Source organism: Streptomyces sp. NPDC004327, assembly GCF_042873935.1.
Lineage (GTDB): Bacteria > Actinomycetota > Actinomycetes > Streptomycetales > Streptomycetaceae > Streptomyces.
In genome coordinates, this window is record NZ_JBIAME010000003.1 from 696,603 (window position 1) to 716,702 (window position 20,100).

22 protein-coding genes are annotated in these 20,100 nt (G+C 72.8%); 8 read left to right on the forward strand and 14 right to left on the reverse strand.

Going from position 1 to position 20,100, the window contains the following annotated elements:
• Window positions 1-73 precede the first annotated feature (73 nt).
• Both ACFYU9_RS13755 and ACFYU9_RS13760 read right to left on the reverse strand, forming a co-directional pair.
• On the reverse strand, window positions 74-784 hold the full coding sequence (locus ACFYU9_RS13755) for a L,D-transpeptidase (protein WP_389344671.1): 711 nt from the start codon (window positions 782-784) through the stop codon (window positions 74-76).
• Between the two features lie 135 nt (window positions 785-919).
• Entirely contained in the window at window positions 920-2,218 is a 1,299-nt protein-coding gene (locus tag ACFYU9_RS13760) for an MFS transporter (protein WP_389344673.1), read from the reverse strand.
• A 119-nt stretch (window positions 2,219-2,337) separates the two neighbouring features.
• Here ACFYU9_RS13760 and ACFYU9_RS13765 point away from each other — a divergent pair, with 119 nt between their 5' ends.
• Window positions 2,338-3,234 (forward strand): LysR family transcriptional regulator, encoded by an 897-nt coding sequence (locus tag ACFYU9_RS13765; protein WP_389204647.1) that lies wholly within the window; start codon window positions 2,338-2,340, stop codon window positions 3,232-3,234.
• A 15-nt stretch (window positions 3,235-3,249) separates the two neighbouring features.
• On the opposite strand, the gene ACFYU9_RS13770 is transcribed toward ACFYU9_RS13765, so the two are convergent.
• On the reverse strand, window positions 3,250-4,023 hold the full coding sequence (locus tag ACFYU9_RS13770; protein WP_389204646.1) for an alpha/beta hydrolase: 774 nt from the start codon (window positions 4,021-4,023) through the stop codon (window positions 3,250-3,252).
• Window positions 4,024-4,123: 100 nt separating this feature from the next.
• Entirely contained in the window at window positions 4,124-4,897 is a 774-nt protein-coding gene (locus tag ACFYU9_RS13775) for a GNAT family N-acetyltransferase (protein WP_389344675.1), read from the reverse strand.
• A 93-nt stretch (window positions 4,898-4,990) separates the two neighbouring features.
• Here ACFYU9_RS13775 and ACFYU9_RS13780 point away from each other — a divergent pair, with 93 nt between their 5' ends.
• The gene (locus tag ACFYU9_RS13780; RefSeq protein ID WP_389344677.1) at window positions 4,991-6,145 is read left to right on the forward strand and encodes an adenosine deaminase; all 1,155 of its coding nucleotides are present in this window, start codon (window positions 4,991-4,993) and stop codon (window positions 6,143-6,145) included.
• A 176-nt stretch (window positions 6,146-6,321) separates the two neighbouring features.
• Window positions 6,322-6,744, forward strand: coding sequence for a hypothetical protein (locus tag ACFYU9_RS13785; RefSeq protein ID WP_389204641.1), 423 nt, complete (start codon window positions 6,322-6,324; stop codon window positions 6,742-6,744).
• A 129-nt stretch (window positions 6,745-6,873) separates the two neighbouring features.
• Here the strand turns inward: ACFYU9_RS13785 and ACFYU9_RS13790 are convergent, their stop codons facing one another.
• The 5 genes from ACFYU9_RS13790 to afsQ1 all read right to left on the reverse strand — a co-directional run bounded on the left by ACFYU9_RS13790 (window position 6,874) and on the right by afsQ1 (window position 10,682).
• The gene (locus tag ACFYU9_RS13790; RefSeq protein WP_389204640.1) at window positions 6,874-7,074 is read right to left on the reverse strand and encodes a PspC domain-containing protein; all 201 of its coding nucleotides are present in this window, start codon (window positions 7,072-7,074) and stop codon (window positions 6,874-6,876) included.
• An 89-nt stretch (window positions 7,075-7,163) separates the two neighbouring features.
• On the reverse strand, window positions 7,164-7,682 hold the full coding sequence (locus ACFYU9_RS13795) for a VanZ family protein (RefSeq protein WP_389204639.1): 519 nt from the start codon (window positions 7,680-7,682) through the stop codon (window positions 7,164-7,166).
• A gap of 119 nt (window positions 7,683-7,801) precedes the next feature.
• Window positions 7,802-8,464, reverse strand: coding sequence for a hypothetical protein (locus tag ACFYU9_RS13800; protein WP_389204638.1), 663 nt, complete (start codon window positions 8,462-8,464; stop codon window positions 7,802-7,804).
• Window positions 8,461-10,008: an ATP-binding protein gene (locus ACFYU9_RS13805; protein ID WP_389344679.1), complete on the reverse strand. Its 1,548-nt coding sequence runs from the start codon at window positions 10,006-10,008 to the stop codon at window positions 8,461-8,463. Before ACFYU9_RS13805 ends, ACFYU9_RS13800 begins: the two co-directional genes overlap by 4 nt.
• On the reverse strand, window positions 10,005-10,682 hold the full coding sequence (gene afsQ1, locus ACFYU9_RS13810) for a two-component system response regulator AfsQ1 (protein WP_389204636.1): 678 nt from the start codon (window positions 10,680-10,682) through the stop codon (window positions 10,005-10,007). The genes ACFYU9_RS13805 and afsQ1 overlap by 4 nt, the downstream gene beginning before the upstream one ends.
• A gap of 169 nt (window positions 10,683-10,851) precedes the next feature.
• On the opposite strand from afsQ1, the gene ACFYU9_RS13815 reads away from it, so the two are divergent.
• Window positions 10,852-11,577, forward strand: a complete 726-nt coding sequence (locus tag ACFYU9_RS13815; protein ID WP_389204635.1) for a SigE family RNA polymerase sigma factor — start codon at window positions 10,852-10,854, stop codon at window positions 11,575-11,577.
• Window positions 11,578-11,702: 125 nt separating this feature from the next.
• On the opposite strand, the gene ACFYU9_RS13820 is transcribed toward ACFYU9_RS13815, so the two are convergent.
• A complete protein-coding gene (locus ACFYU9_RS13820) occupies window positions 11,703-12,398 on the reverse strand; it encodes a uridine kinase (protein WP_389204634.1) in 696 nt (231 codons plus the stop codon).
• Between the two features lie 56 nt (window positions 12,399-12,454).
• Between ACFYU9_RS13820 and ACFYU9_RS13825 the strand changes: the two genes are divergently transcribed.
• A complete protein-coding gene (locus tag ACFYU9_RS13825; RefSeq protein WP_389204633.1) occupies window positions 12,455-12,847 on the forward strand; it encodes a hypothetical protein in 393 nt (130 codons plus the stop codon).
• Between the two features lie 70 nt (window positions 12,848-12,917).
• Here the strand turns inward: ACFYU9_RS13825 and ACFYU9_RS13830 are convergent, their stop codons facing one another.
• From ACFYU9_RS13830 to deoC, 3 genes are read right to left on the reverse strand one after another with little or no spacing between them, the layout of a single operon-like run.
• The gene (locus ACFYU9_RS13830; RefSeq protein ID WP_389344681.1) at window positions 12,918-13,811 is read right to left on the reverse strand and encodes an aldehyde dehydrogenase family protein; all 894 of its coding nucleotides are present in this window, start codon (window positions 13,809-13,811) and stop codon (window positions 12,918-12,920) included.
• Window positions 13,804-15,240 (reverse strand): aldehyde dehydrogenase family protein, encoded by a 1,437-nt coding sequence (locus tag ACFYU9_RS13835; protein WP_389204631.1) that lies wholly within the window; start codon window positions 15,238-15,240, stop codon window positions 13,804-13,806. The genes ACFYU9_RS13830 and ACFYU9_RS13835 overlap by 8 nt, the downstream gene beginning before the upstream one ends.
• A gap of 5 nt (window positions 15,241-15,245) precedes the next feature.
• Window positions 15,246-16,205 carry a deoxyribose-phosphate aldolase gene (deoC, locus tag ACFYU9_RS13840; protein WP_389205266.1) on the reverse strand — a complete coding sequence of 320 codons (960 nt, stop codon included), beginning with the start codon at window positions 16,203-16,205 and terminating at the stop codon, window positions 15,246-15,248.
• 266 nt (window positions 16,206-16,471) lie between these two features.
• Between deoC and ACFYU9_RS13845 the strand changes: the two genes are divergently transcribed.
• The 3 genes from ACFYU9_RS13845 (at window position 16,472) to ACFYU9_RS13855 (ending at window position 18,787) form a co-directional block, all read left to right on the forward strand.
• Window positions 16,472-17,461 carry a hypothetical protein gene (locus ACFYU9_RS13845; RefSeq protein ID WP_389344683.1) on the forward strand — a complete coding sequence of 330 codons (990 nt, stop codon included), beginning with the start codon at window positions 16,472-16,474 and terminating at the stop codon, window positions 17,459-17,461.
• A gap of 5 nt (window positions 17,462-17,466) precedes the next feature.
• Window positions 17,467-18,081 carry a class F sortase gene (locus ACFYU9_RS13850; RefSeq protein WP_389204629.1) on the forward strand — a complete coding sequence of 205 codons (615 nt, stop codon included), beginning with the start codon at window positions 17,467-17,469 and terminating at the stop codon, window positions 18,079-18,081.
• Window positions 18,082-18,142: 61 nt separating this feature from the next.
• Window positions 18,143-18,787: a PH domain-containing protein gene (locus ACFYU9_RS13855; protein ID WP_389204628.1), complete on the forward strand. Its 645-nt coding sequence runs from the start codon at window positions 18,143-18,145 to the stop codon at window positions 18,785-18,787.
• A gap of 21 nt (window positions 18,788-18,808) precedes the next feature.
• Here the strand turns inward: ACFYU9_RS13855 and ACFYU9_RS13860 are convergent, their stop codons facing one another.
• Window positions 18,809-19,969 carry a hypothetical protein gene (locus ACFYU9_RS13860; protein ID WP_389344685.1) on the reverse strand — a complete coding sequence of 387 codons (1,161 nt, stop codon included), beginning with the start codon at window positions 19,967-19,969 and terminating at the stop codon, window positions 18,809-18,811.
• Window positions 19,970-20,100 lie beyond the last annotated feature (131 nt).

Genomic DNA, 20,100 nt, shown 5'->3' on the forward strand with positions numbered 1-20,100 from the left:
CCTCACCGGCGCCGGTCCGACGCCGATGAAGGGAAAGCTATCGCAGCCCACTGACAGCCGGGACCGGTTCCGGTCAGGTGCCGGGCTTGCGGCCGTACACGAAGACGTCGTCGCCCGTGCGCAGCAGGTTCCAGTACGCCTTCGCGTCCGCCGGCCGCATGTTGACGCAGCCGCCCGAACCCGGCGGGTTCCACATGGACTTGGTGGTCGAGTGGAAGGCCTGGCCGCCGTCGAAGAACTGCGAGTAGGGCATCGACACGTGGTAGAGCGTCGACCAGTGGTTGATGTGCCGCCAGTAGATCTTCTTCGCGCCGGTACGGGTCTCCGCGCCGTCCCGGCCCGTGCGCACCGGCACCGGGCCGTACTTGAGGCGGGCGCCGTCCTGGATCCAGCTGAGCTGGCGGGTCAGGTCGACGCAGGCGATCCGGCCCTTGTTGGTCGGACACCGGCCGTCGCGGTTCGGGTTGGTGCCGGCGGCCCGCTGGGCGAGCATCGTCGACATGGTGCGCCAGGTGATCACGCCGGCGTAGCCCGCCGACGGCTGGATCCCGTGCTTCTGCTGGAACGCCTGGACGGCCCGGCAGTCGGTGAGCGACTGGCGTCCGTCGACGGGCCGGCCGAGGAACTTCTCGACCTGCTTCTGGTACGGGCCGGCCGTGGTGTTGCAGTACGTGGCCGCCTGCGCCGGCGCGGCGGTGAGGGCCACCGTCAGCGGCACCACCAGGGACGTGACCGCGAGACCGACGCCCGCTCTCCTGCGTATCGTGCTCCGGATCGTGTTCATGATCGTCAACTCCCCCTAGAGTCCTGAGAGTTAAGACGCCCGGGGGAGGCCGACGGTTGCACGGCCGTAGCCGGCCGGTCGCGGAGGGTCAGGTAAGGGGGAGGGACAGGTGCGCGGAGGGTCGTGCGCGAAGCGTCAGCAGGCCGCCGTCGCGAGCCGCTCGCGCCGCGCCTCGACGCGCGCGCTGTGCGTCCCGTACAGCGTGATCGACACGACGCCGAGGACCGCCACCAGGCCGATCACGACCGTGCCGGCCCAGCCGCCCGCGTGGAAGGCGACCGCGCCGAGCGTGCCGCCCGCGCTGCTGCCCAGGTAGTACACCGACTGGTAGAGCGCCGACGCCTGCGCGCGGCCCGTCTTCGCCGTGCGGCTGACCGAGGAGGAGGCGACCGCGTGCCCGGCGAAGAAGCCGGCGGTGATCAGGACCAGGCCCGCGAGGACGGCGGGCAGCGCGTCGGCGAGCGAGAGCAGCAGTCCGGCCGCCGTCGTGGTGACGGCGAGGTAGAGCGCGCCGCGCCGGCCGAGCCGGCCGACCAGCCTGCCGGCCGCCGCGGAGGAGACCGTACCGACCAGGTAGACCAGGAAGATCGAGCCGACCACGCCCTGCGGCAGCGAGAACGGGGCCTCGACGAGCCGGTAGCCGATCACCGTGTACACGGCGCCGAACACCGTCATGAACAGCGCGCCGATCGCGTAGAGCCGTACCAGCAGCGGGTCGGCGAGGTGGCCGCGCACGGTCCGGGCGAGCAGCCGCGGGTTCAGCGTGCCGGGCGTGAAGTGCCGGGCCTCGGGGATCAGCAGCCGGAAGGCGAGCGCGCAGACCACGGCCATCAGGCCGACGGCCGCCAGGCCCGCCCGCCAGCCCCACAGCTGGGCCACCCAGCCGGTGACGATCCGGCCGCTCATGCCGCCGATGGAGTTGCCCGCCACGAACAGGCCGATCGCGGCGATCAGCGCCTTCGGCCGCACCTCCTCGGCCAGGAACGCCATGGCCGAGGCCGGTACGCCGGCGAGGGCCGCGCCCTGCACCGCGCGCAGCGCGACCAGCCAGTCCAGGTCCGGGGCGAGCGGGACGAGCAGGCCGACGGCGACGGCGACGGCGAGCGAGGCCGTCATCATCGAGCGGCGCCCGAAGCGCTCGGAGAGCGCGCTGAGGGGCAGGACGCACAGGGCGAGCGCGCCGGTGGCGGCGGAGACCGTCCAGGAGGCGGCCGACGCGGTGGCGCCGAACTCGGCCGAGACGGCGGGCAGCAGCGCCTGGGTGGAGTAGAGGAGGGCGAAGGTGGCCACTCCGGCGGCGAACAGCGCGAGGCTCATCCGGCGGTAGCCGGGGCGGCCGGGGGCGAGCCGGGAGTCGGTGGCGTCGGCGCGAGGGGCAGGACTTGCGTCGGCGACCGCGCGGGTGGCGGCCGCCTTGGTACTGGCGGAAGGCATGCCTCGAACGTAGGACGGCCCGCTTCATGCGTCCAATGCACGGAACTGCTGTAATCGTTCCCGTGATGCATGAGTACAGGTCACAGCATCGGCTGTCACCGAACAGTAACGAAGAAGACATGGGACTGCTGCTCGCGCCGCGGCTCGCGTACTTCGCCGCGGTCGCCCGGCACGAGCACGTGACCAGGGCCGCGCAGGAGATGGGCGTCCCGCAGTCGACGCTGTCGCGGGCCATGGTCCGGCTCGAAGAGGACCTCGGCGTCGCCCTGTTCGCCCGCCGCGGCCGCACGGTCTCGCTCACCCCGGCCGGCCGCCGCTTCCTCGGCGCCGCCGAGCGCGCCCTCGCCGAGGTCGAGCGCGCCGCCGACTCCGTGCGCGCCGACGCCGACCCCACCGCCGGCCGGGTCGCCTTCGGCTTCCTGCACACCATGGGCTCCGAGACCGTGCCGGGACTCATCCGCGCCTTCCGCGTCGACCATCCGAAGGTCCGCTTCACGCTGGTGCAGAACTACGGCGAGGCCATGATCGAACGGCTCCGCTCCGGCGAGCTCGACCTCTGCCTCACCTCGCCCGTGCCCGACGCCCCCGACCTCGTCGGCCGCCGCCTCGACGAACAGAGGCTGCGGCTCGTCGTCCCCGACGACCACCGGCTCGCCTCGCGCAAGCGGATCCGGCTCGCGGAGGCCGCCGACGAGACCTTCGTGACCCTGGAACCCGGCTACGGGCTGCGCCGCATCACCGACGACCTGTGCGCCCAGGCCGGCTTCACACCGCGGATCGCCTTCGAGGGCGAGGAGGCCGAGACGCTGCGCGGCCTGGTCGCCGCCGGCCTCGGCGTCGCCCTGCTGCCGCCCCCGGCCGTCGCCCGGCCCGGCGTCGTCGAGCTGGGCGTGACCTCGCCGCGCGCGGTCCGCGAGATCGGCGTGGCCTGGCTCGACGGCCATCCGGACACGCCACCGGTGGCCGCCTTCAAGAAGTTCCTGCTCAGCAAGCGGGGCAGCCTCCTGCCGGAGTGACCGCCCGGACAGGCCCTAACGGAACGAGCCGCCGAAGCCCGCCGCGAGCGGCATCCGCAGCCCCAGCGGCGGCGGCGCCGCCATCGCGTCGGCCAGCGGTCTGCTCTGCGGCCGCGCGAACAGCGACGACAGCACGAAGTCGGCCGCCAGGGCGTGCACTTCGTCCTGGTACTGGCGCAGCGCGTGGCCGTCCGCGTGCACCTCGAAGCGGCAGGTGTCCCGGTTGGACTTCTTGGCCCGCTCGGCGTAGCGGTACGACAGCTCAGGGTCCGTCCGGGCGTCGTTCGTGCCGTGCACGAGCAGCACCCGGCGGCCCACCAGGTGCCGTACGGGCTCGGGCTCGGCGGCCCGGTCGTCCTCGGGCAGCCACGGCGCGATCGCCAGGACCGCCGTCACCGCCGCGTGCCCGCCCGCGTGCAGCGCCGCCCGCGCGCCCATCCCGCGTCCGGCCAGGCACACCGGCACGTCCCCGTACCGCCGCACCGCCTCCGCGACCGCCCAGGACGCGTCCGCCGCGAGCTGCGCGTCCGTCCCGTTCCAGCCGCGCCCGCGGTAGCGCACCACATGCGTGACGAGCCCCTCGGACCGCCCCGCCCGCCCCAGCGCCCGGCCGAGCGGCAGCGCCGCCGCGTGCGCCCAGGCGGACGCCCGCCGTCCCGACACGGCCTCGCCGTCCGGCAGCAGCAGGACCACCCCACCGACCTCGGAGCCCGGGTTCGTCGCTCCGACGGGCCGGCCGAGCCGGGGTGTCCGGATGCCGGTCGGTGCCACGAGTGCGTTGTGCGTCATAACGGAACAGTCTCAGAAGGCGAGGTGTACGACAGCCGTACGCGCGGTCTCTGTTACGCATCGTCCGCTCAGCGAACATCCCGTGCGCGTACGGGTCTTGCTACAGGCGTTCGAAGCAGTGCACCTCGCCCAGCGCGACGAAGCCCCGGCGCTCGTACCAGCGGCGCGGCCAGTCGTCGGCGAGCGCGAGCAGGAAGACGGTCGGGCAGCCCGCGGCGGCGGCCGTGCGCAGCGCGGTGTCCAGGACGACGCCCGCGTGCCCCTGGCCGAGATGGGGCTCGCCGGTGACGAGGTCCTCGATCTGGGCGATGCCGGCGGCCGGGTCGAGATAGAGGTCGGCCCAGGAGGCGACCTGGCCGAACTCGTCGTGCGAGGCGAGGAAGCGGACGTCGTCGGCGCCCCGGAGACGGGCGGTGCGGCGCTCCGTCAGGTCGTGGAGGACCGCGTCCGGGGCATCGGGGAGGAGGCGGCGCCAGCTGTCGGTGACGGGGCCGCGCAGGTCGGGGAGGCCGACCTCGCGGGCGCCGCCGAGCTCCGGCACCGGGCCGCGGTGGCTCATGACGACCACGGTCTGCCGGGTGTAGCCGGCCCGGACCAGGGGGCCGGCGCAGGCGGCGGCGACCCGCTCGTCGGGGATGTAGACCGTGCGGTGGGCGAGATGGGCCATGGCCGCGTCGACCAGCGCCGGCAGGGCCTCGGGGTCGGGGGAGCCGTCCACCAGGACGTGGTTGTCGCCGTGGGAGAGCGCGTACGTGTCGTTCAGCGCGGCGAATCCGCCGGGGAAGTCGACCGTCCGCTCCGACTGCCGGCGGGTGAACGCGGACAGGAAGGCGCGGATCCGGCGCAGTTCGGGCTCGTTCGGCTCAGTAGACATACGCGCAGGTTAGAGGGACCGACCCGCCGCCCGCACCGAGAATTCAGGTGCCGAAGAGGCGCGCTCTACGCGCGTAGGCGCTACAGTGCGGCAATGACGAGCCAGATCCCCACCACCCCTACCGTGGACCAGATCCGCCGCGCCCCGAAGGTCCTCCTGCACGACCACCTCGACGGCGGGCTGCGCCCCGGCACGATCATCGAACTCGCCCGGGCCCAGGGCTATGACGCGCTCCCGGAGACCGAGCCGGACAAGCTCGGCATCTGGTTCCGCGAGGCCGCCGACTCCGGTTCGCTGGAACGCTATCTGGAGACCTTCGCGCACACCTGCGCCGTCATGCAGACCCGTGAGGCGCTGGTCCGCGTCGCCGCCGAGTGCGCGATCGACCTCGCCGAGGACGGCGTCGTCTACGCCGAGGTGCGCTACGCGCCCGAGCAGCACCTGGAGGCCGGGCTCACCCTCGAAGAGGTCGTCGAGGCGGTCAACGAGGGCTTCCGCGAGGGCGAGCGGCAGGCCCGGGCGAACGGGCACCGGATCCGGGTGGGGGCCCTGCTCACCGCGATGCGGCACGCCGCCCGCGCCCTGGAGATCGCCGAACTCGCCAACCGCTACCGCGACTCGGGCGTCGTCGGCTTCGACATCGCGGGCGCCGAGGCCGGCTTCCCGCCCACCCGCCACCTCGACGCCTTCGAGTACCTGAAGCGGGAGAACAACCACTTCACGATCCACGCGGGCGAGGCGTTCGGCCTGCCGTCGATCTGGCAGGCGCTCCAGTGGTGCGGCGCCGACCGGCTCGGCCACGGCGTGCGGATCATCGACGACATCGAGGTCGCCGAGGACGGCTCGGTGACCCTCGGCCGGCTCGCCGCGTACGTCCGCGACAAGCGGATCCCGCTGGAGATGTGCCCCACCTCCAACCTCCAGACGGGTGCCGCCGCCTCCTACGCGGAGCATCCGATCGGACTGCTGCGCAAGCTGCACTTCCGTGCGACGGTCAACACCGACAACCGGCTCATGAGCGGCACCAGCATGAGCAAGGAATTCGAATTCCTGGTCGAGGCGTTCGGCTACACGCTCGATGACATGGCGTGGTTCACGGTCAATGCGATGAAATCAGCGTTCATTCCTTTCGATGAACGCCTCGCCATGATCAACGATGTCATCAAGCCCGGATACGCCGAGCTGAAGTCCGAATGGCTGTTCCAGCAGACCGCCACCACCAGCGACTCTTCCCGCCGGGACGGCTGAACCCGGGCCTCCGGGACGATCATCGGAGCGGCCGGGCGCACCACGCCCGGCCGCATTTCGGTGTTTGCGGACGGGACTTCCGCTCGTTAGGTTGCGTAGCCGCCCCGCATTCCCCGAATTCCCCTGCTCCGCGAGCAAGCTCCGAGATCCCCGAGATTCCCGAGGAAGATTTTCTGATGAAGCATTCCGCCGCCAAGAAGCTCGGTGTCGCCGTCCTGGGTGCCGCTTTCGCCGCCACCGCCGCCGGCACGGCCGCCGCCGCGACGCCGGCCGACTCCCAGGCGCTCGGCCTGGTCACCAGCACGGTCCCGGTCGGCGAGGACGTCACCGAGCTCCCCGCGGGCACCGAGCCGGCCCTGGCGGGCGGCGAGACCGCCGTCGGCTCCGGCGCGGACCAGGCCGTCAAGCAGGTGCCCGGCGCGGTCGAGCAGGCCCAGAACCTCCCGGGCGAGGTCCACAAGCAGGCGTCGAACCTGCCGCTGGACGGTGCCACGAGCGGCCTCGGCGCCACCCCGCTCGGCGGCGTGACCGGCCTCCTCGGCGGCCTGCCGGTCGGCGGCCTGGCCGGTGGCCTCCCGCTGGGCGGCCTCGGAGTCTGAGCCGTGCCCTGAACGCACGTACGCCGAAGGGGCGCCCACCCGGACCGGATGGGCGCCCCTTCGGCGTACCCCTGTACGTCAATCCCGTACGGATGCCCCCGTACGAATCCCTCGCGTGCCGTGCGCCGGCTACCAGGCCGTGCTCGGCGTCTTCTCCGCCGGCAGCAGCACCCACAGCGCCAGGTAGATCAGGAACTGCGGGCCGGGCAGCAGACACGAGACCAGGAAGATCGCGCGCATCGTCCAGTCGGAGATGCCGAAGCGCCGGGCCAGCGCCGCGCACACTCCGCCGATCACGCGTCCGTCACGGGGGCGGGCAAGTGCGGCCATGGTGGGCTCCTTCGTCTTCGGAGGCGGTCCGGGTGACCGCGCTGTCCGATGACTCCATGCTGCCGCCGCCGACCAGCGAGAACGTCGGTCTACGGGGCGATCCCGACCCTGGGAATCGTCGGGGTCGGACCCTGAGGAACCGGCCGGCGGCCCCGGCCTGGAGCGGACTCCCGGGAGGCACCCGATCCCGCCGCCCGGCGGCGCAGCCGCGCCCGGCCCGCCGGCACGACCAGGACGTGCGCGAGCGCCACGCCCACCGTGTTCAGGAGCACCGAGTCCACGTCCACGACTTGCCCGGGCACCGCCGTCTGCAGCAGCTCCACGGCCAGCGACACCAGCGCGCCCGCCGCCGTCGTCCGGGCCAGGGACGCCCACGGCGAGACCTTGAGCCGCCCGTCGCACATCGGCAGGAGCACCCCGAGCGGGGCGAGCAGCAGCATCTCCTTGGCGATCCGCCAGGCCGCCTCCGCGGGCCCGAGCAGCAGATAGGCCCGGATCCCGGCCAGCGGGGTCAGGTTCGGCGCGGTGACCCAGGCCACGTCCCGCGGCCGGAGCGCCACCCACGCGACGCACAGCAGGTGCACGAGGAGAAGCAGAAACCCCGTCACACGTACGACTCCCGCGGTGTTGCCGCCGGAACTGCCCGAACCGCCCGAACCTTGAGGTTGCACGCCCCCGAAGACGCGCCCCCCGGCGGAAACGGTTCCGCCCGACCCTGACAGAACCCCTAAGGGGCCGACGGCGAGACCGACGCGGGAGCCGAGCCGGGAGCCGACGCCGAGGCCCACGCCGGCAGCGACGAGACCGCCGACTCCGGGCGCGCCTTCAGCTGCTCCGTGCACAGATAGCGGCGCGGCTCGTACGACCCCGGGCCGCCGAGCACCACCGCGTCGCCGGCGGCGGACGCCGCGCCCGCCGGGCTCTCGGCGAACGTGCAGACGATTTGCGCGAGCGCCGCCGGCGGCAGGTCCTCCGGCTGGCGGCTCAGCCGCAGCGTGTCCTTCGGGTCGCCCTTCCTGGCACGGGTGACGAAGAGCGGGCCCTTCACGGCCGTGGTGAAGCCGGCCTGCCGCTCCTCGGCCGACGGCTCGGTCTCCAGCTGGGCGAGCAGCGCCGAGGCCGTACGCAGCGGATCACCCGTGGCCTTCTCCTCCGGCAGCGGCGAGCGGCGCTCGACCCGCTCCAGCTGCGCCCCGCACAGCAGGTACACCCGCAGCGGCACGCCCGTGCCGGGCGCGACCCCGTCGGGCGTGGTGCCCGCCGACGTGTCGCACGGCACCCGCGAGGGCGCGGCGCCCGCGTCCACCGGCACCGAGGTCGTACGGATCCCGCAGCCCGCGAGCAGCACCGCGGCGCCGAGCACCAGCAACCCTGTGGCGCGACGTCTCAACTCTCCTCCACCTCGCCCTGGCCGCTGCGCGTGCGCAGCTCGCGCGCGATCCCCTCGGCGTCCCTGGGCAGTCGCAGCACGAACACCGCGCCGTCCACCACGCCGTCCGCGTCCGTCGAGTTGTCCGCCGTGATGGAACCGCCGTGGATCAGCGCGTTCTCCATGGCGATCGACAGGCCGAGGCCGCTGCCGTCCGAGCGGGGCCGGGAGGCGCTCGCCTTGTAGAAGCGGTCGAAGACGTGCGGCAGGACCTCGGCGGGGATGCCGGGCCCGTGGTCCCGTACGGCGATCACGAGCTCGTCGCCTTCGGCGCCCGGCTCCGTCCGCACCGACACCCGCACCGGCGAGCCGCCGTGCTTGAGCGCGTTGCCGATCAGGTTCGCCAGGATCACGTCGAGGCGGCGCGGGTCGAGCCGCGCCATGATCCCGCGCTCGGCGTCCAGGTCGACCGCGTCCAGCCAGGCCCGCGCGTCGATGCAGGCGGTGATCTGGTCGGCGATGTCGACGTCGTCGAGGACCAGTCGCGCGGTGCCCGCGTCGAAGCGGGTCACCTCCATCAGGTTCTCCACCAGGGTGTTGAGCCGGGTCGTCTCGCTGACCACGAGGGCCACCGCCGGGGCGATCATCGGGTCGAGCGAGTCCTGCTCGTCCTCCAGGACCTCGGTGACGGCCGTCAGCGCGGTCAGCGGCGTGCGCAGCTCGTGCGACATGTCGGCGACGAAGCGGCGGCTGGCCTCCTCGCGCGCGCTCATGTCCGCGACGCGCTTCTGCAGCGACTCGGCCGCGCTGTTGAACGTCCGTGACAGATCGGCCAGTTCGTCGGTGCCGGAGACCCGCAGCCGGGTGTCCAGCTTGCCCTCGCCGAGCTGCCGGGCCGCCTCGCCCAGCCGGTGCACCGGCCGCAGCACGGTCGTCGCCGCGACCTGCGCGAGCAGCACCGAGCCGATCACGGCGAGGCCGGTGGCGATGCCGAGCGACCAGGACAGCGAGTTGAGGTCGGCCTTCTCCGCGGCGAGCGACTTGAAGACGTAGCCGGTCGGTCCGCCGCCGTCGATCCGCGTGCCGCCGACCAGGTACGGCGTGCCGCCGCGCTGCGTCCGCTGCCAGAACAGGTGGTACGGGTAGGCGTTGCCCTCGCTCACCGGGCGGCGGGTCTCCACGGCCGTCCGCAGCGAGAGCGGCACGTCCTCCAGCGTGAACAGGTCCGGGTTCGAGGCGCCCACGATCGGCTTGCCGGCCGCGCGCTCGCCGACGAGCAGCACGCTGTAGCCGAAGCCGGCGCTGCCGCTCGCCATCTGCTCGGCGGTGCGCCGCAGCTCGTCCTCCGTGGGCCGCAGCGGCAGCGTCGCCGCCCGGTTCTGCATCTCCTGCCGGAAGTCGTTGAGCGAGCTGTCCTGGGTGCGCTTGAGCACCGCCTCGCGGTTCAGCCAGTACGCGATGCCGGACGCCGACACGGCCGCGGTGAGCGCGACCAGGGCGAAGACGACGACGAGGCGGAGCCGCAGGCTGGTGAAGCGGAGTACCGAGACGATCCCCTTGGTCACGCAGGAACGTCCAGCCGGTAGCCGACACCCCGTACGGTCCGGATCAGGGTCGGCGAGGACGGCACGTCCTCCACCTTGGCGCGCAGCCGCTGCACACAGGCGTCGACGAGCCGCGAGTCGCCCAGGTAGTCGTGCTCCCACACGAGCCGGAGCAACTGCTGGCGCGACAGGGCCTGGCCGGGCCGCCGGCTCAGCTCCAGGAGCAGCCGCAGCTCGGTCGGGGTGAGCTGCAGGTCCTGTCCGTTCTTGGTGACGGTCATCGCCGAGCGGTCGATCACCAGTGAGCCGAAGGTCGCCGAGTCCGAGGACTCCCGCTCGCCGCGCCGCAGCACGGCGCGGATCCGGGCGTCGAGCACCCGGCCCTGCACCGGCTTGACCACGTAGTCGTCGGCCCCGCTCTCCAGGCCCACGACCACGTCGATGTCGTCACTGCGGGCCGTGAGCAGGATGATCGGCAGCTGGTCGGTGCGCCGGATCCGCCGGCACACCTCGAAGCCGTCGATGCCGGGCAGCATCACGTCCAGCACGACCAGGTCGGGCCGCTGTTCCTTGAGCAGCTTCAGGCCGTCCTCGCCCGTCGCCGCGGTGGCCACACGGTGGCCCTGGCGGGACAGGGAGAGTTCGAGCGCCGTGCGGATGGCGTCGTCGTCCTCGATCAGCAACAGGAAAGGCACGGCCTCATTCTGTCCCATGCGGCCGTCAGAGTTCGACCGTCCAGTCACGCCTCCGTATCGCCGCCGCCTGTGACACGGCTGTGACAGTCGGCGGACACCGCGATGAAGTGCGGCGGGCAAGCTTTTCGACATCAAGGGCTTACGGACTCCAACCGACGGGGGGCGCGAGATGAACGCACTGCACAGCACCACCTCAAGCGCAGTTGTCACGCGTCTCCACGACGTCACGCGGAGCACCGAGAAGTCCGGCGCCGCAATGAACGGACGGGGGTGCGTTCGCAGCGTCGGGCGTCAGCGGAAGGCGCCGTACATGGTCGCCGTTGCTGACGGGGGTACGGGGTACAGGGAGGTCACGGGGGAGCGTTCCACCGGTTCGGAGGCGGAGTTCACCGCCTACGTCCAGGAGCGCCGGGCCTCCCTGTACGCCACCGCCTACCACCTGACCGGTGACCGGTTCGAGGCCGAGGACCTGCTCCAGAGCGCGCTGTTCTCGACGTACCGCGCCTGGGACCGGATCAGCGACAAGGCCGCGGTCGGCGGCTACCTGCGCCGCACGATGACGAACCTGCACATCAGCGCGTGGCGGCGGCGCAAGCTCAACGAGTACCCGACCGAGGAGCTGCCGGAGACGGTCGGCGAGACGGACGCGATGCGCGGCACCGAACTGCGCGCCGTCCTCTGGCAGGCGCTGGCCCGGCTGCCCGAACTGCAGCGCACGATGCTGGTGCTGCGCTACTACGAGGGCCGTACCGATCCGGAGATCGCGGAGATCCTGGACATCAGTGTCGGCACGGTGAAGTCGAGCATCTGGCGCTCGCTGCGGCGACTGCGCGAGGACCAGGTGCTGAGCTTCGGCCGTGACGAGGAGGAGTCCTTCGGCGAGCTGGTCGCCTGAGGGCGTACGGGGGATCACGGGGGAAACACGGGGGACCGTACGGGGGTACGGGGGAAAACGTCGAGGGCCGGACAGGATCGGGGGATCCTGGCCGGCCCTCGGCGCGTTCGCGTACGGCGCCGGGGTCAGCGGGCCGCCGGCGTGCGGCGGCGGCCCGCCGCCGCGGCCGCGAGACGGCCCAGGGCCTCGGGCTTGGCGCAGGGGTGGGCGCCGAGGGCGGTCTGGCGGGCCACGATGGAGCGTTCGGCGCGCATCAGACGCCAGCCGCGGCGCAGCAGGAAGAGGACCGACTTGCGGCCCTCCCTCAGGTCGCGCAGCAGCCGGCGGCGGAAGGTGGTGGCGGGGCTGCCGCGCAGGCAGAGCGCGTCGGCGAGGACGCCGAGATCGCGGCAGCGGCTCACGATGTCGGCGGCGAAGATGCCTTCCGCCACGAACAGCGGGGTGCGCTCGATGTCGAGGGTCTCGTGGTCGACGCGCGAGCTGGTGGAGATGTCGTACACGGGCACGTCGGTCCGGCCGGTACGGCACAGCTGCTCGATCGCGGCGACGGCCGCGTCCGCGTCCCAGGAGAGCGGCGAGTCCCAGTCGATGTCCGAGCTGCCGTCGACCAGCGGCAGGGAGGGGTCGTCACCCTCCTTGTAGAAGTCGTCGAGACGGAGCACCGGCAGTCCGGTGCGGGCGGCGAGGGACGACTTGCCGGAGCCGGAGGGGCCCGCGAGCAGGACGACCCGGGTCGGGATCGATTGGGAACTCACGGGACACCAGTGTGAACCATTCCCCCCAATAGGGGACCCCTGAGGTGACCCGTTGGTATCCAGCATCACACCTCCACTACTGTCGGTGCCCGCTCGACCACCCTTCGGAAGGACCTCACCCCATGGCGAGTCACGCCGCTTCCCGATCCTCCCGCCGCAGCGCGCTGCTGAAGGCGGGGCTCACCGTCACGGCGGCCGGCGCCGCCCTGCTCGGCGCGGGCGCCGCGGCCCAGGCCGCCGACGGGGCGGGCCTGCCGCTCCCCGTGGGCTCGCTGACCCAGGCGGACGGCACCGCCGCCCTTCAGGGCGTCACCCAGGGCGTGAAGCCGCTGACCGAGCTGCAGATCGACCCGCTGGCCAACACCGGCGTGGACCCGCTGGACAACGGCCTCGGCACGCAGGTCGCCGACTTCAAGCCGGTCGGCACGAACATGGCGACCGACCTCGTCACGAAGGGCGGCGGGCTCGCGGACCTGCCGGTGGCGGGGCCGGTGGTGAAGGGCCTGCTGCCGTAGGGCGTGTGCCGCCGGTACGACGACGAGGCCCCGACCGTTCGTGGTCGGGGCCTCGCGCGCGTTGCGCGTACTAGTACGAGGAGCCGCTCGCGCCCAGCGAACCCGTCGGGTGCCAGACGGTCTTCGTCTCCAGGAACGCGGTCATCCGGTCCGTGCCCGGGGACGCGGCGAAGTCCTCGGCGCGCGGGCGCAGGACGCGCTTGAGGTTGTCCGCGGCGGCGATCTCCAGCTCGCGGGCCAGCTCGGCGTCCGCGCCGGTGAGGTCGATCGCGTTGACGTCGAGGTGGGCCGCGAGGTGCGGGCCCATCTCGGCGGCCTTGCCGGACAGGATGTTGACGACGCCGCCGGGCAGGTCGGAGGTGGCCAGGACCTCGCCCAGGGAGAGCGCGGGAAGCGGGGACTTCTCGCTCGCGACGACGACCGCGGTGTTGCCGGTCGCGATGACCGGGGCGATCACCGAGACGAGGCCCAGGAAGGACGACTCCTGCGGGGCGATCACGGTGACGACGCCGGTCGGCTCCGGGGTGGAGAGGTTGAAGTACGGGCCCGCCACCGGGTTGGCACCGCCGACGACCTGGGCGATCTTGTCGGTCCAGCCCGCGTACCAGACCCAGCGGTCGACGGCCGCGTCGACGACCGCGGCGGCCTTCGACTTGCCGAGGCCCTCGGCCTCGCCGACCTCGCGCACGAACTGGTCCCGGCGGCCCTCCAGCATCTCTGCGACGCGGTAGAGGATCTGGCCGCGGTTGTACGCGGTCGCGCCGGCCCAGCCGCCGAACGCCTTGCGCGCGGCGACGACCGCGTCACGGGCGTCCTTGCGGGAGGAGAGCGGGGCGTTCGCCAGCCACTTGCCCTTCGAGTCCGTCACCTCGTACACCCGGCCGCTCTCGGAACGCGGGAACTTCCCGCCCACGTACAGCTTGTAGGTCTTGAAGACGCCAAGACGGGTCTGACTGTCAGACATCGAGGTAGGCCTCCAGACCGTGACGGCCGCCCTCGCGGCCGAAGCCCGACTCCTTGTATCCGCCGAACGGCGAGGTCGGGTCGAACTTGTTGAACGTGTTGGCCCAGACGACGCCGGCGCGGAGCTTGTTCGCCACCGCGAGGATGCGGGAGCCCTTCTCCGTCCAGATGCCCGCCGACAGGCCGTACTGGCTGTTGTTGGCCTTGGCGACGGCCTCGTCGGGGGTGCGGAAGGTCAGCACCGACAGGACCGGGCCGAAGATCTCGTCGCGGGCGACGGTGTGCGCCTGGGTGACGTTCGTGAAGAGCGTCGGGGCGAACCAGTAGCCGGCGGACGGGATGTCGCAGGCGGCGGTCCAGCGCTCGGCGCCCTCCGCCTCGCCCCGCTCGACCAGCGAGGTGATCCGGGCCAGCTGCTCCTCGGAGTTGATGGCACCGATGTCGGTGTTCTTGTCGAGCGGGTCGCCGAGGCGGAGCGTGGACAGGCGCCGCTTGAGCGAGTCGAGCAGCTCGTCGTGGACCGACTCCTGGACCAGCAGGCGGGAGCCCGCGCAGCAGACCTGGCCCTGGTTGAAGAAGATGCCGTTGACGATGCCCTCGACGGCCTGGTCGAGGGGGGCGTCGTCGAAGACGATGTTGGCGCCCTTGCCGCCCAGCTCCAGGGTGAGCTTCTTGCTCGTGCCCGCGACGGACCTGGCGATGGACCGGCCGACGGCGGTCGAGCCGGTGAAGGCGACCTTGTTGACGTCCGGGTGCTCGACGAGCGCGGCGCCGGCGTCCCCGTAACCCGGGAGGATGTTGACGACACCCCTCGGCAGCCCGGCCTGGCGGCAGATGTCCGCGAAGAACAGGGCGGAGAGCGGGGTGGTCTCGGCGGGCTTCAGGACGACCGTGTTGCCGGTGGCGAGCGCCGGGGCGATCTTCCACGCGAGCATGAGCAGCGGGAAGTTCCACGGGATGACCTGGCCGGCCACGCCCAGCGGGCGCGGGTTCGGGCCGTGGCCGGCGTGGTCGAGCTTGTCGGCCCAGCCTGCGTAGTAGAAGAAGTGCGCGGCGACCAGCGGGAGGTCGGCGTCGCGGGTCTCCTTGATCGGCTTGCCGTTGTCCAGGGTCTCCAGGACGGCCAGCTCGCGGCTGCGCTCCTGGATGATCCGGGCGATCCGGAAGAGGTACTTGGCGCGCTCGGAGCCGGGCAGCGCGGACCACTTCTCGAAGGCGCGGCGGGCGGCCTTCACCGCGCGGTCCACGTCCTCGGCGCCGGCCCGGGCGATCTCGGAGAGGACCTCCTCGCTGGAGGGGGAGACGGTCTTGAAGACCTTGCCGTCGGCCGCGTCGGTGAACTCGCCGTCGATGAACAGGCCGTAGGAGGGGGCGATGTCGACGACGGACCGGGACTCGGGCGCCGGTGCGTACTCGAATGCAGATGCCATGGTGATCAGTCCACCGTCACGTAGTCGGGGCCGGAGTAGTGGCCGGTCGCCAGCTTCTGACGCTGCATGAGCAGGTCGTTGAGCAGGCTGGAGGCACCGAAGCGGAACCAGTGGTTGTCCAGCCAGTCCGCGCCGGCGGTCTCGTTGACCAGGACCAGGAACTTGATCGCTTCCTTGGTGTTGCGGATGCCGCCGGCCGGCTTCACGCCGATCTGGATGCCGGTCTGGGCGCGGAAGTCGCGCACGGCCTCCAGCATCAGGAGCGTGTTGGCGGGGGTGGCGTTGACCGCGACCTTGCCGGTCGAGGTCTTGATGAAGTCCGCGCCGGCCATCATGCCGAGCCAGGAGGCGCGGCGGATGTTGTCGTACGTGGACAGCTCACCGGTCTCGAAGATCACCTTGAGCCGGGCGCGGTCGCCGCACTCGGCCCTGATGGCGGCGATCTGCTCGTAGACCTCCAGGTAGCGGCCGGCGAGGAAGGCGCCACGGTCGATGACCATGTCGATCTCGTCGGCGCCGGCGGCGATGGCGTCGGCGGTGTCGGCCAGCTTCACGGGGAGGGCCGCGCGGCCCGCCGGGAAGGCGGTGGCGACGGAGGCGACCTTGACGGCGCTGCCCTTCAGGGCGGCCTTGGCGGTGGCCACCATGTCGGGGTAGACGCAGACGGCGGCGGTCGTCGGGGTCGTGCGGTCGGTCGGATCGGGACGGACGGCCTTGGCGGCGAGCGCCCGGACCTTGCCCGGGGTGTCCGCGCCTTCGAGCGTCGTCAGGTCGATCATGGAGATGGCCAGGTCGATGGCGTACGCCTTGGCCGTGGTCTTGATCGATCGCGTTCCGAGTGACGCGGCGCGCGCCTCCAGGCCGACGGCGTCGACGCCGGGCAGCCCGTGGAGGAAGCGGCGCAGCGTGCTGTCGGACGCGGTCACGTCGGCGAAAGCTTGAGCTGCGGTGGCAGTGGTGGGCATGGTCACCAGTCGAGCATATCTACGCGCGTAGCGGCGTGTACAGGGGAGTGCTCGTCCGAGCGGACGAAAGCGCAGGTGGCACCGGGGCGGTGGTGGGGCGGGTGAGGTCTGTCACGTGCCCGTGACACGGAGCGGACGGCTCCTGTACGTGCTCTCCGTAACGTTTCTCTTGCAGCCAGCGAGAACTCGACCGGCCCTTCCCGAGAGAGATATCAGCGGCATGCGGCTCTTCCTTCCCACATCCAGACGTCTTCACGGGAGTCGTTATGCGCACCGCCCTTCGCACCGCCGTCGCCACCGCCCTCTTCGCGGGCCTGGCGGTCACTCCGGCCCTCGCCGGCACCGCCTTCGCGGACGACCAGAAGCCCGCCTCGACGGGCGGCACCGCGCTCTCCGGGCCGAAGACCGACGACTGCACGGTCACCGAGACGATCGCCTCCGTCTACCCGGACTGGACGGTGACGCTCACCAACGACGCGAAGAAGGGCCCCAAGGCGGTCCTGAAGGACGAGAAGGGCAAGGTCCTGGAGACGGTCGACCGCGCCCACCCCGGCCCGACCGGGCTCGGCCAGAAGATCACGGGCGCCGGCACCGCCACGCCGCGTTACGGCCAGCACACCAACGGCGGCGACACCGCGCCGTACCGCTGGACCGACTTCCCGAAGCTCCCCAAGGGCTGCGTCACGTCGACCCCGCCCAAGTCGAGCGGCGGCACCGTGCTCTCCGGGCCGACGGTCCACGGCTGCACGGCCACCGAGGTCATCACCTCGTCCTACGGCCACGGCTGGACGGTCACGCTCACCAACGACGCGAAGAAGGGCCCCAAGGCCGTCCTCAAGGAGGAGAACGGCAAGGTCCGCGCCACCGTCGACCGTGCCCACCCCACCAATGACGGCATCGGCCTGAAGATCAAGAACGCGAACACCGCCACCCCGCTCTTCGGCCAGAACACCAACGGCGGTCCCACCGCGCCGCACCAGTGGACCGCCTTCCCGAAGTTCCCGAAGAACTGCGGCAAGACCACCGGCACGCCCACCACCCAGCCCACCACGCCGGCCACGCACGCCCCGCAGACCGGCACCCAGGGCGGCCAGACCAGCGTCGTCCCCAAGGGCGGGGTCGCCGCCGGCGCCGAGTTCGGCACCGTCGCGCAGAGCAACGACACGGCCCTCATCGCCTCCGGCGCGGGCGCCGTCGTGGTCGTCGCCGGCCTGGGCTTCGCCGCCTCGCGCCGCCGCGCCACCACCCGCGGCTGACGGCCATGACCCGTCGCCCCCTCCTCCTCGCCGTGGCCGCAGCAGCCCTCGCCCTGACGGGCTGCTCGGCCGCGGCGGGCCCCGCGCCCTCCAAGGTCCCCGCCCCGCGCGTCACCGCGACCGCCGCGCCCGCGCCGGCCGAGCAGCTCGCCGCCGCGCCGCTGCCGCGCTCGCTGCCCGTACGCGTGAAGGTGCCCGCCGCCGGCGTCGACACCGGCCCGGTGCTGAACCTCGGCCTCAACGCCGACGGCACCGTCCAGGTGCCGTCCGTCGCGCAGGCCGACCGGATCGGCTGGTACGACAAGGGCGTCACGCCCGGCGAGACCGGACCCGCGGTCCTCATCGGGCACTACGACACCGTGAAGGGCCCCGCCGTGCTCCGTGACGTCGGCCGGATCCACGTCGGCGACCGCATCACCGTCACGCGCGCCGACGGCACCGACGCCGTGTTCCGGGTGCGCGAGCTGGAGCAGGTCGGCAAGAAGACGTTCCCGACGAAGAAGGTCTACGGCGACACCAGCCGCCCCGAACTGCGGCTGATCACCTGCGGCGGCGACCTCGTCGGCGGGCACCGCCCCGACAACATCGTCGTCTACGCCGACCTGCTCGCCACGGCCTGATCCCGGAGACAGGCCCGGGCCCTCTGCGCCGGACGGGGACGGCTGAGGCACAATCGGGCCCATGACGAGCCCGACGCCTTCCGCGCAGCCCTCCGAGCCCGACCAGGAGGACCGTGTCTTCCGTTCCTCGACGGGGATCGCGGGCGGGGTCTTCCTGCTCCTGCTCGTCGCGTTCTTCGGCGGCGACGCGATCGTGCGCGGCGCCGGGCGGACGCCGTGGCTGACGCTCGCCACGCTGATCACGATCGTGCCGCTGATCGTGGCCTTCAGCATCCGGCCGGCGGTGTACGCCAACGAGCTGCGGCTGCGTGTCCGCAACCCGTTCCGGACCATCACGCTGCCCTGGGGCACGGTCGCGGACGTCCGGGCCGGCTACTCCAGCGAGGTCATGACGCACGACGGCGCCCGCTACCAGCTGTGGGCGGTGCCCGTGTCGCTGCGGCAGCGCAAGCGGGCCGCGCGCAAGGCGGCCACCGCCTCGCAGGACGACCCGCACGGCCGTACGTCCGCCACCGCCGACGTCACCGACATCAAGGCCCGCTACGCGCCCGCCGACAAGACCGTCGCGGACCTGCGCGACATGAGCGAGCGGCTCGGCGGCCGGACCGGGACGGCGGGCGAGGTGCAGGTGCGCTGGGCGTACGAGGTGATCGCGCCGGCCCTCGTCGGTCTCGTGCTCCTCGTGATCCTCATCGCGACCGGCTGAGCCCCTCCGGGGCCCGTACGGTCACGGCGGCCCCGGCCACACCAGCAGCATGTAGCCGCCCAGCCACGCCGACGACAGCGCCGCCCCGCCCAGCACCACGGCCGCCGTCGCGAACCGGGCCCGGGCCACCGCCAGGGCCACCGGCAGCAGCAGCGGAAAGCCCGGCAGGAGGAAACGGGCGCGCGGGAAGTACACGCCGCCGCTGCCCAGGACCACCACGAGCAGCACCCCGGTGAACACGAGCAGCGGCACCGGCTGCCGGTCCCGCCGGTCCGCCGCCGAGAGCACGTACAGCGCGGCGGCGACGACCAGGACCGCCGACACCGCGACCAGGAACAGCTGCGGCTGCCGGGCGTGCAGCAGCAGACCGCGCAGCGTGCGCAGGGTCACCGCGCCGCCGTCCCACTCGTTCGCCCAGGTCCGCTGCACCGCGAGATAGCCGTCCCAGCGGCCGAGCCGCAGCCCCACCCAGCCCGTGAACCCCAGCCATCCCAGCGGCGCGGCGAAGGCGGCCACCAGCGCCGGGCGGTCGCCGCGCCGGGCCGCGAGCAGCGCCGCCACCGACACCGCCGCCGCGACCGCGATCCCCGTCGGCCTCGTCAGCCCCGCCGCCACCGCGCACCCCGCCGCCCACCCCCAGCGCCCGGCCAGGACCGCGTACAGCGCTCCCGCCGCCAGTGCCGTGAACAGCGACTCCGTGTAGCCCATCCACTGCACCACCGCCACCGGCGACGCCCCCCACAGCACCACCAGCACCGCACCGGTACGCCGTCCGTGGAGCCGCTCGCCGACCGCGAAGATCCCGAGCGCGGCGCACAGCGATGAGACCCCGGCGACCACGAGGCCGACGGAGGCCCGGGAGCCCGGCGTGACGGCGGCGACGGCCTTGACCAGGGCCGGGTAGAGCGGGAAGAAGGCGAGGCTGCTGTGGTGGACGAGGCCGTGGTCGTAGCCGTGGTCGGCGATGCCCAGGTACCAGTGCGAGTCCCACGAGGTCGCGAGCGTCGGCCACACCCCGTGCCCCTTGAGGTGCGCCCAGCGGGCCAGGACCAGCAGCCCCAGGGTCCGTACCGCCAGATAGCCGAGGAGGGCGGGGGCGGCCCGGCGGAGCAGTGGGGGGAGCAGGGCGGCGGCGGGCCGTGGGGCCGGGCACCGGGTCGGTGCGGGGGACGCGGTGAGCACCGGGTCACCCTGGCCCCGCGCACGCGGCCGAGGGCACGCGCGTTACGGCATCCGCCGTAAGCGATTCACCCGCGAGGGAACGCCGGAGGGCCCGTACGGAAGCGATTCCGTACGGGCCCTCCGGCGGGGCG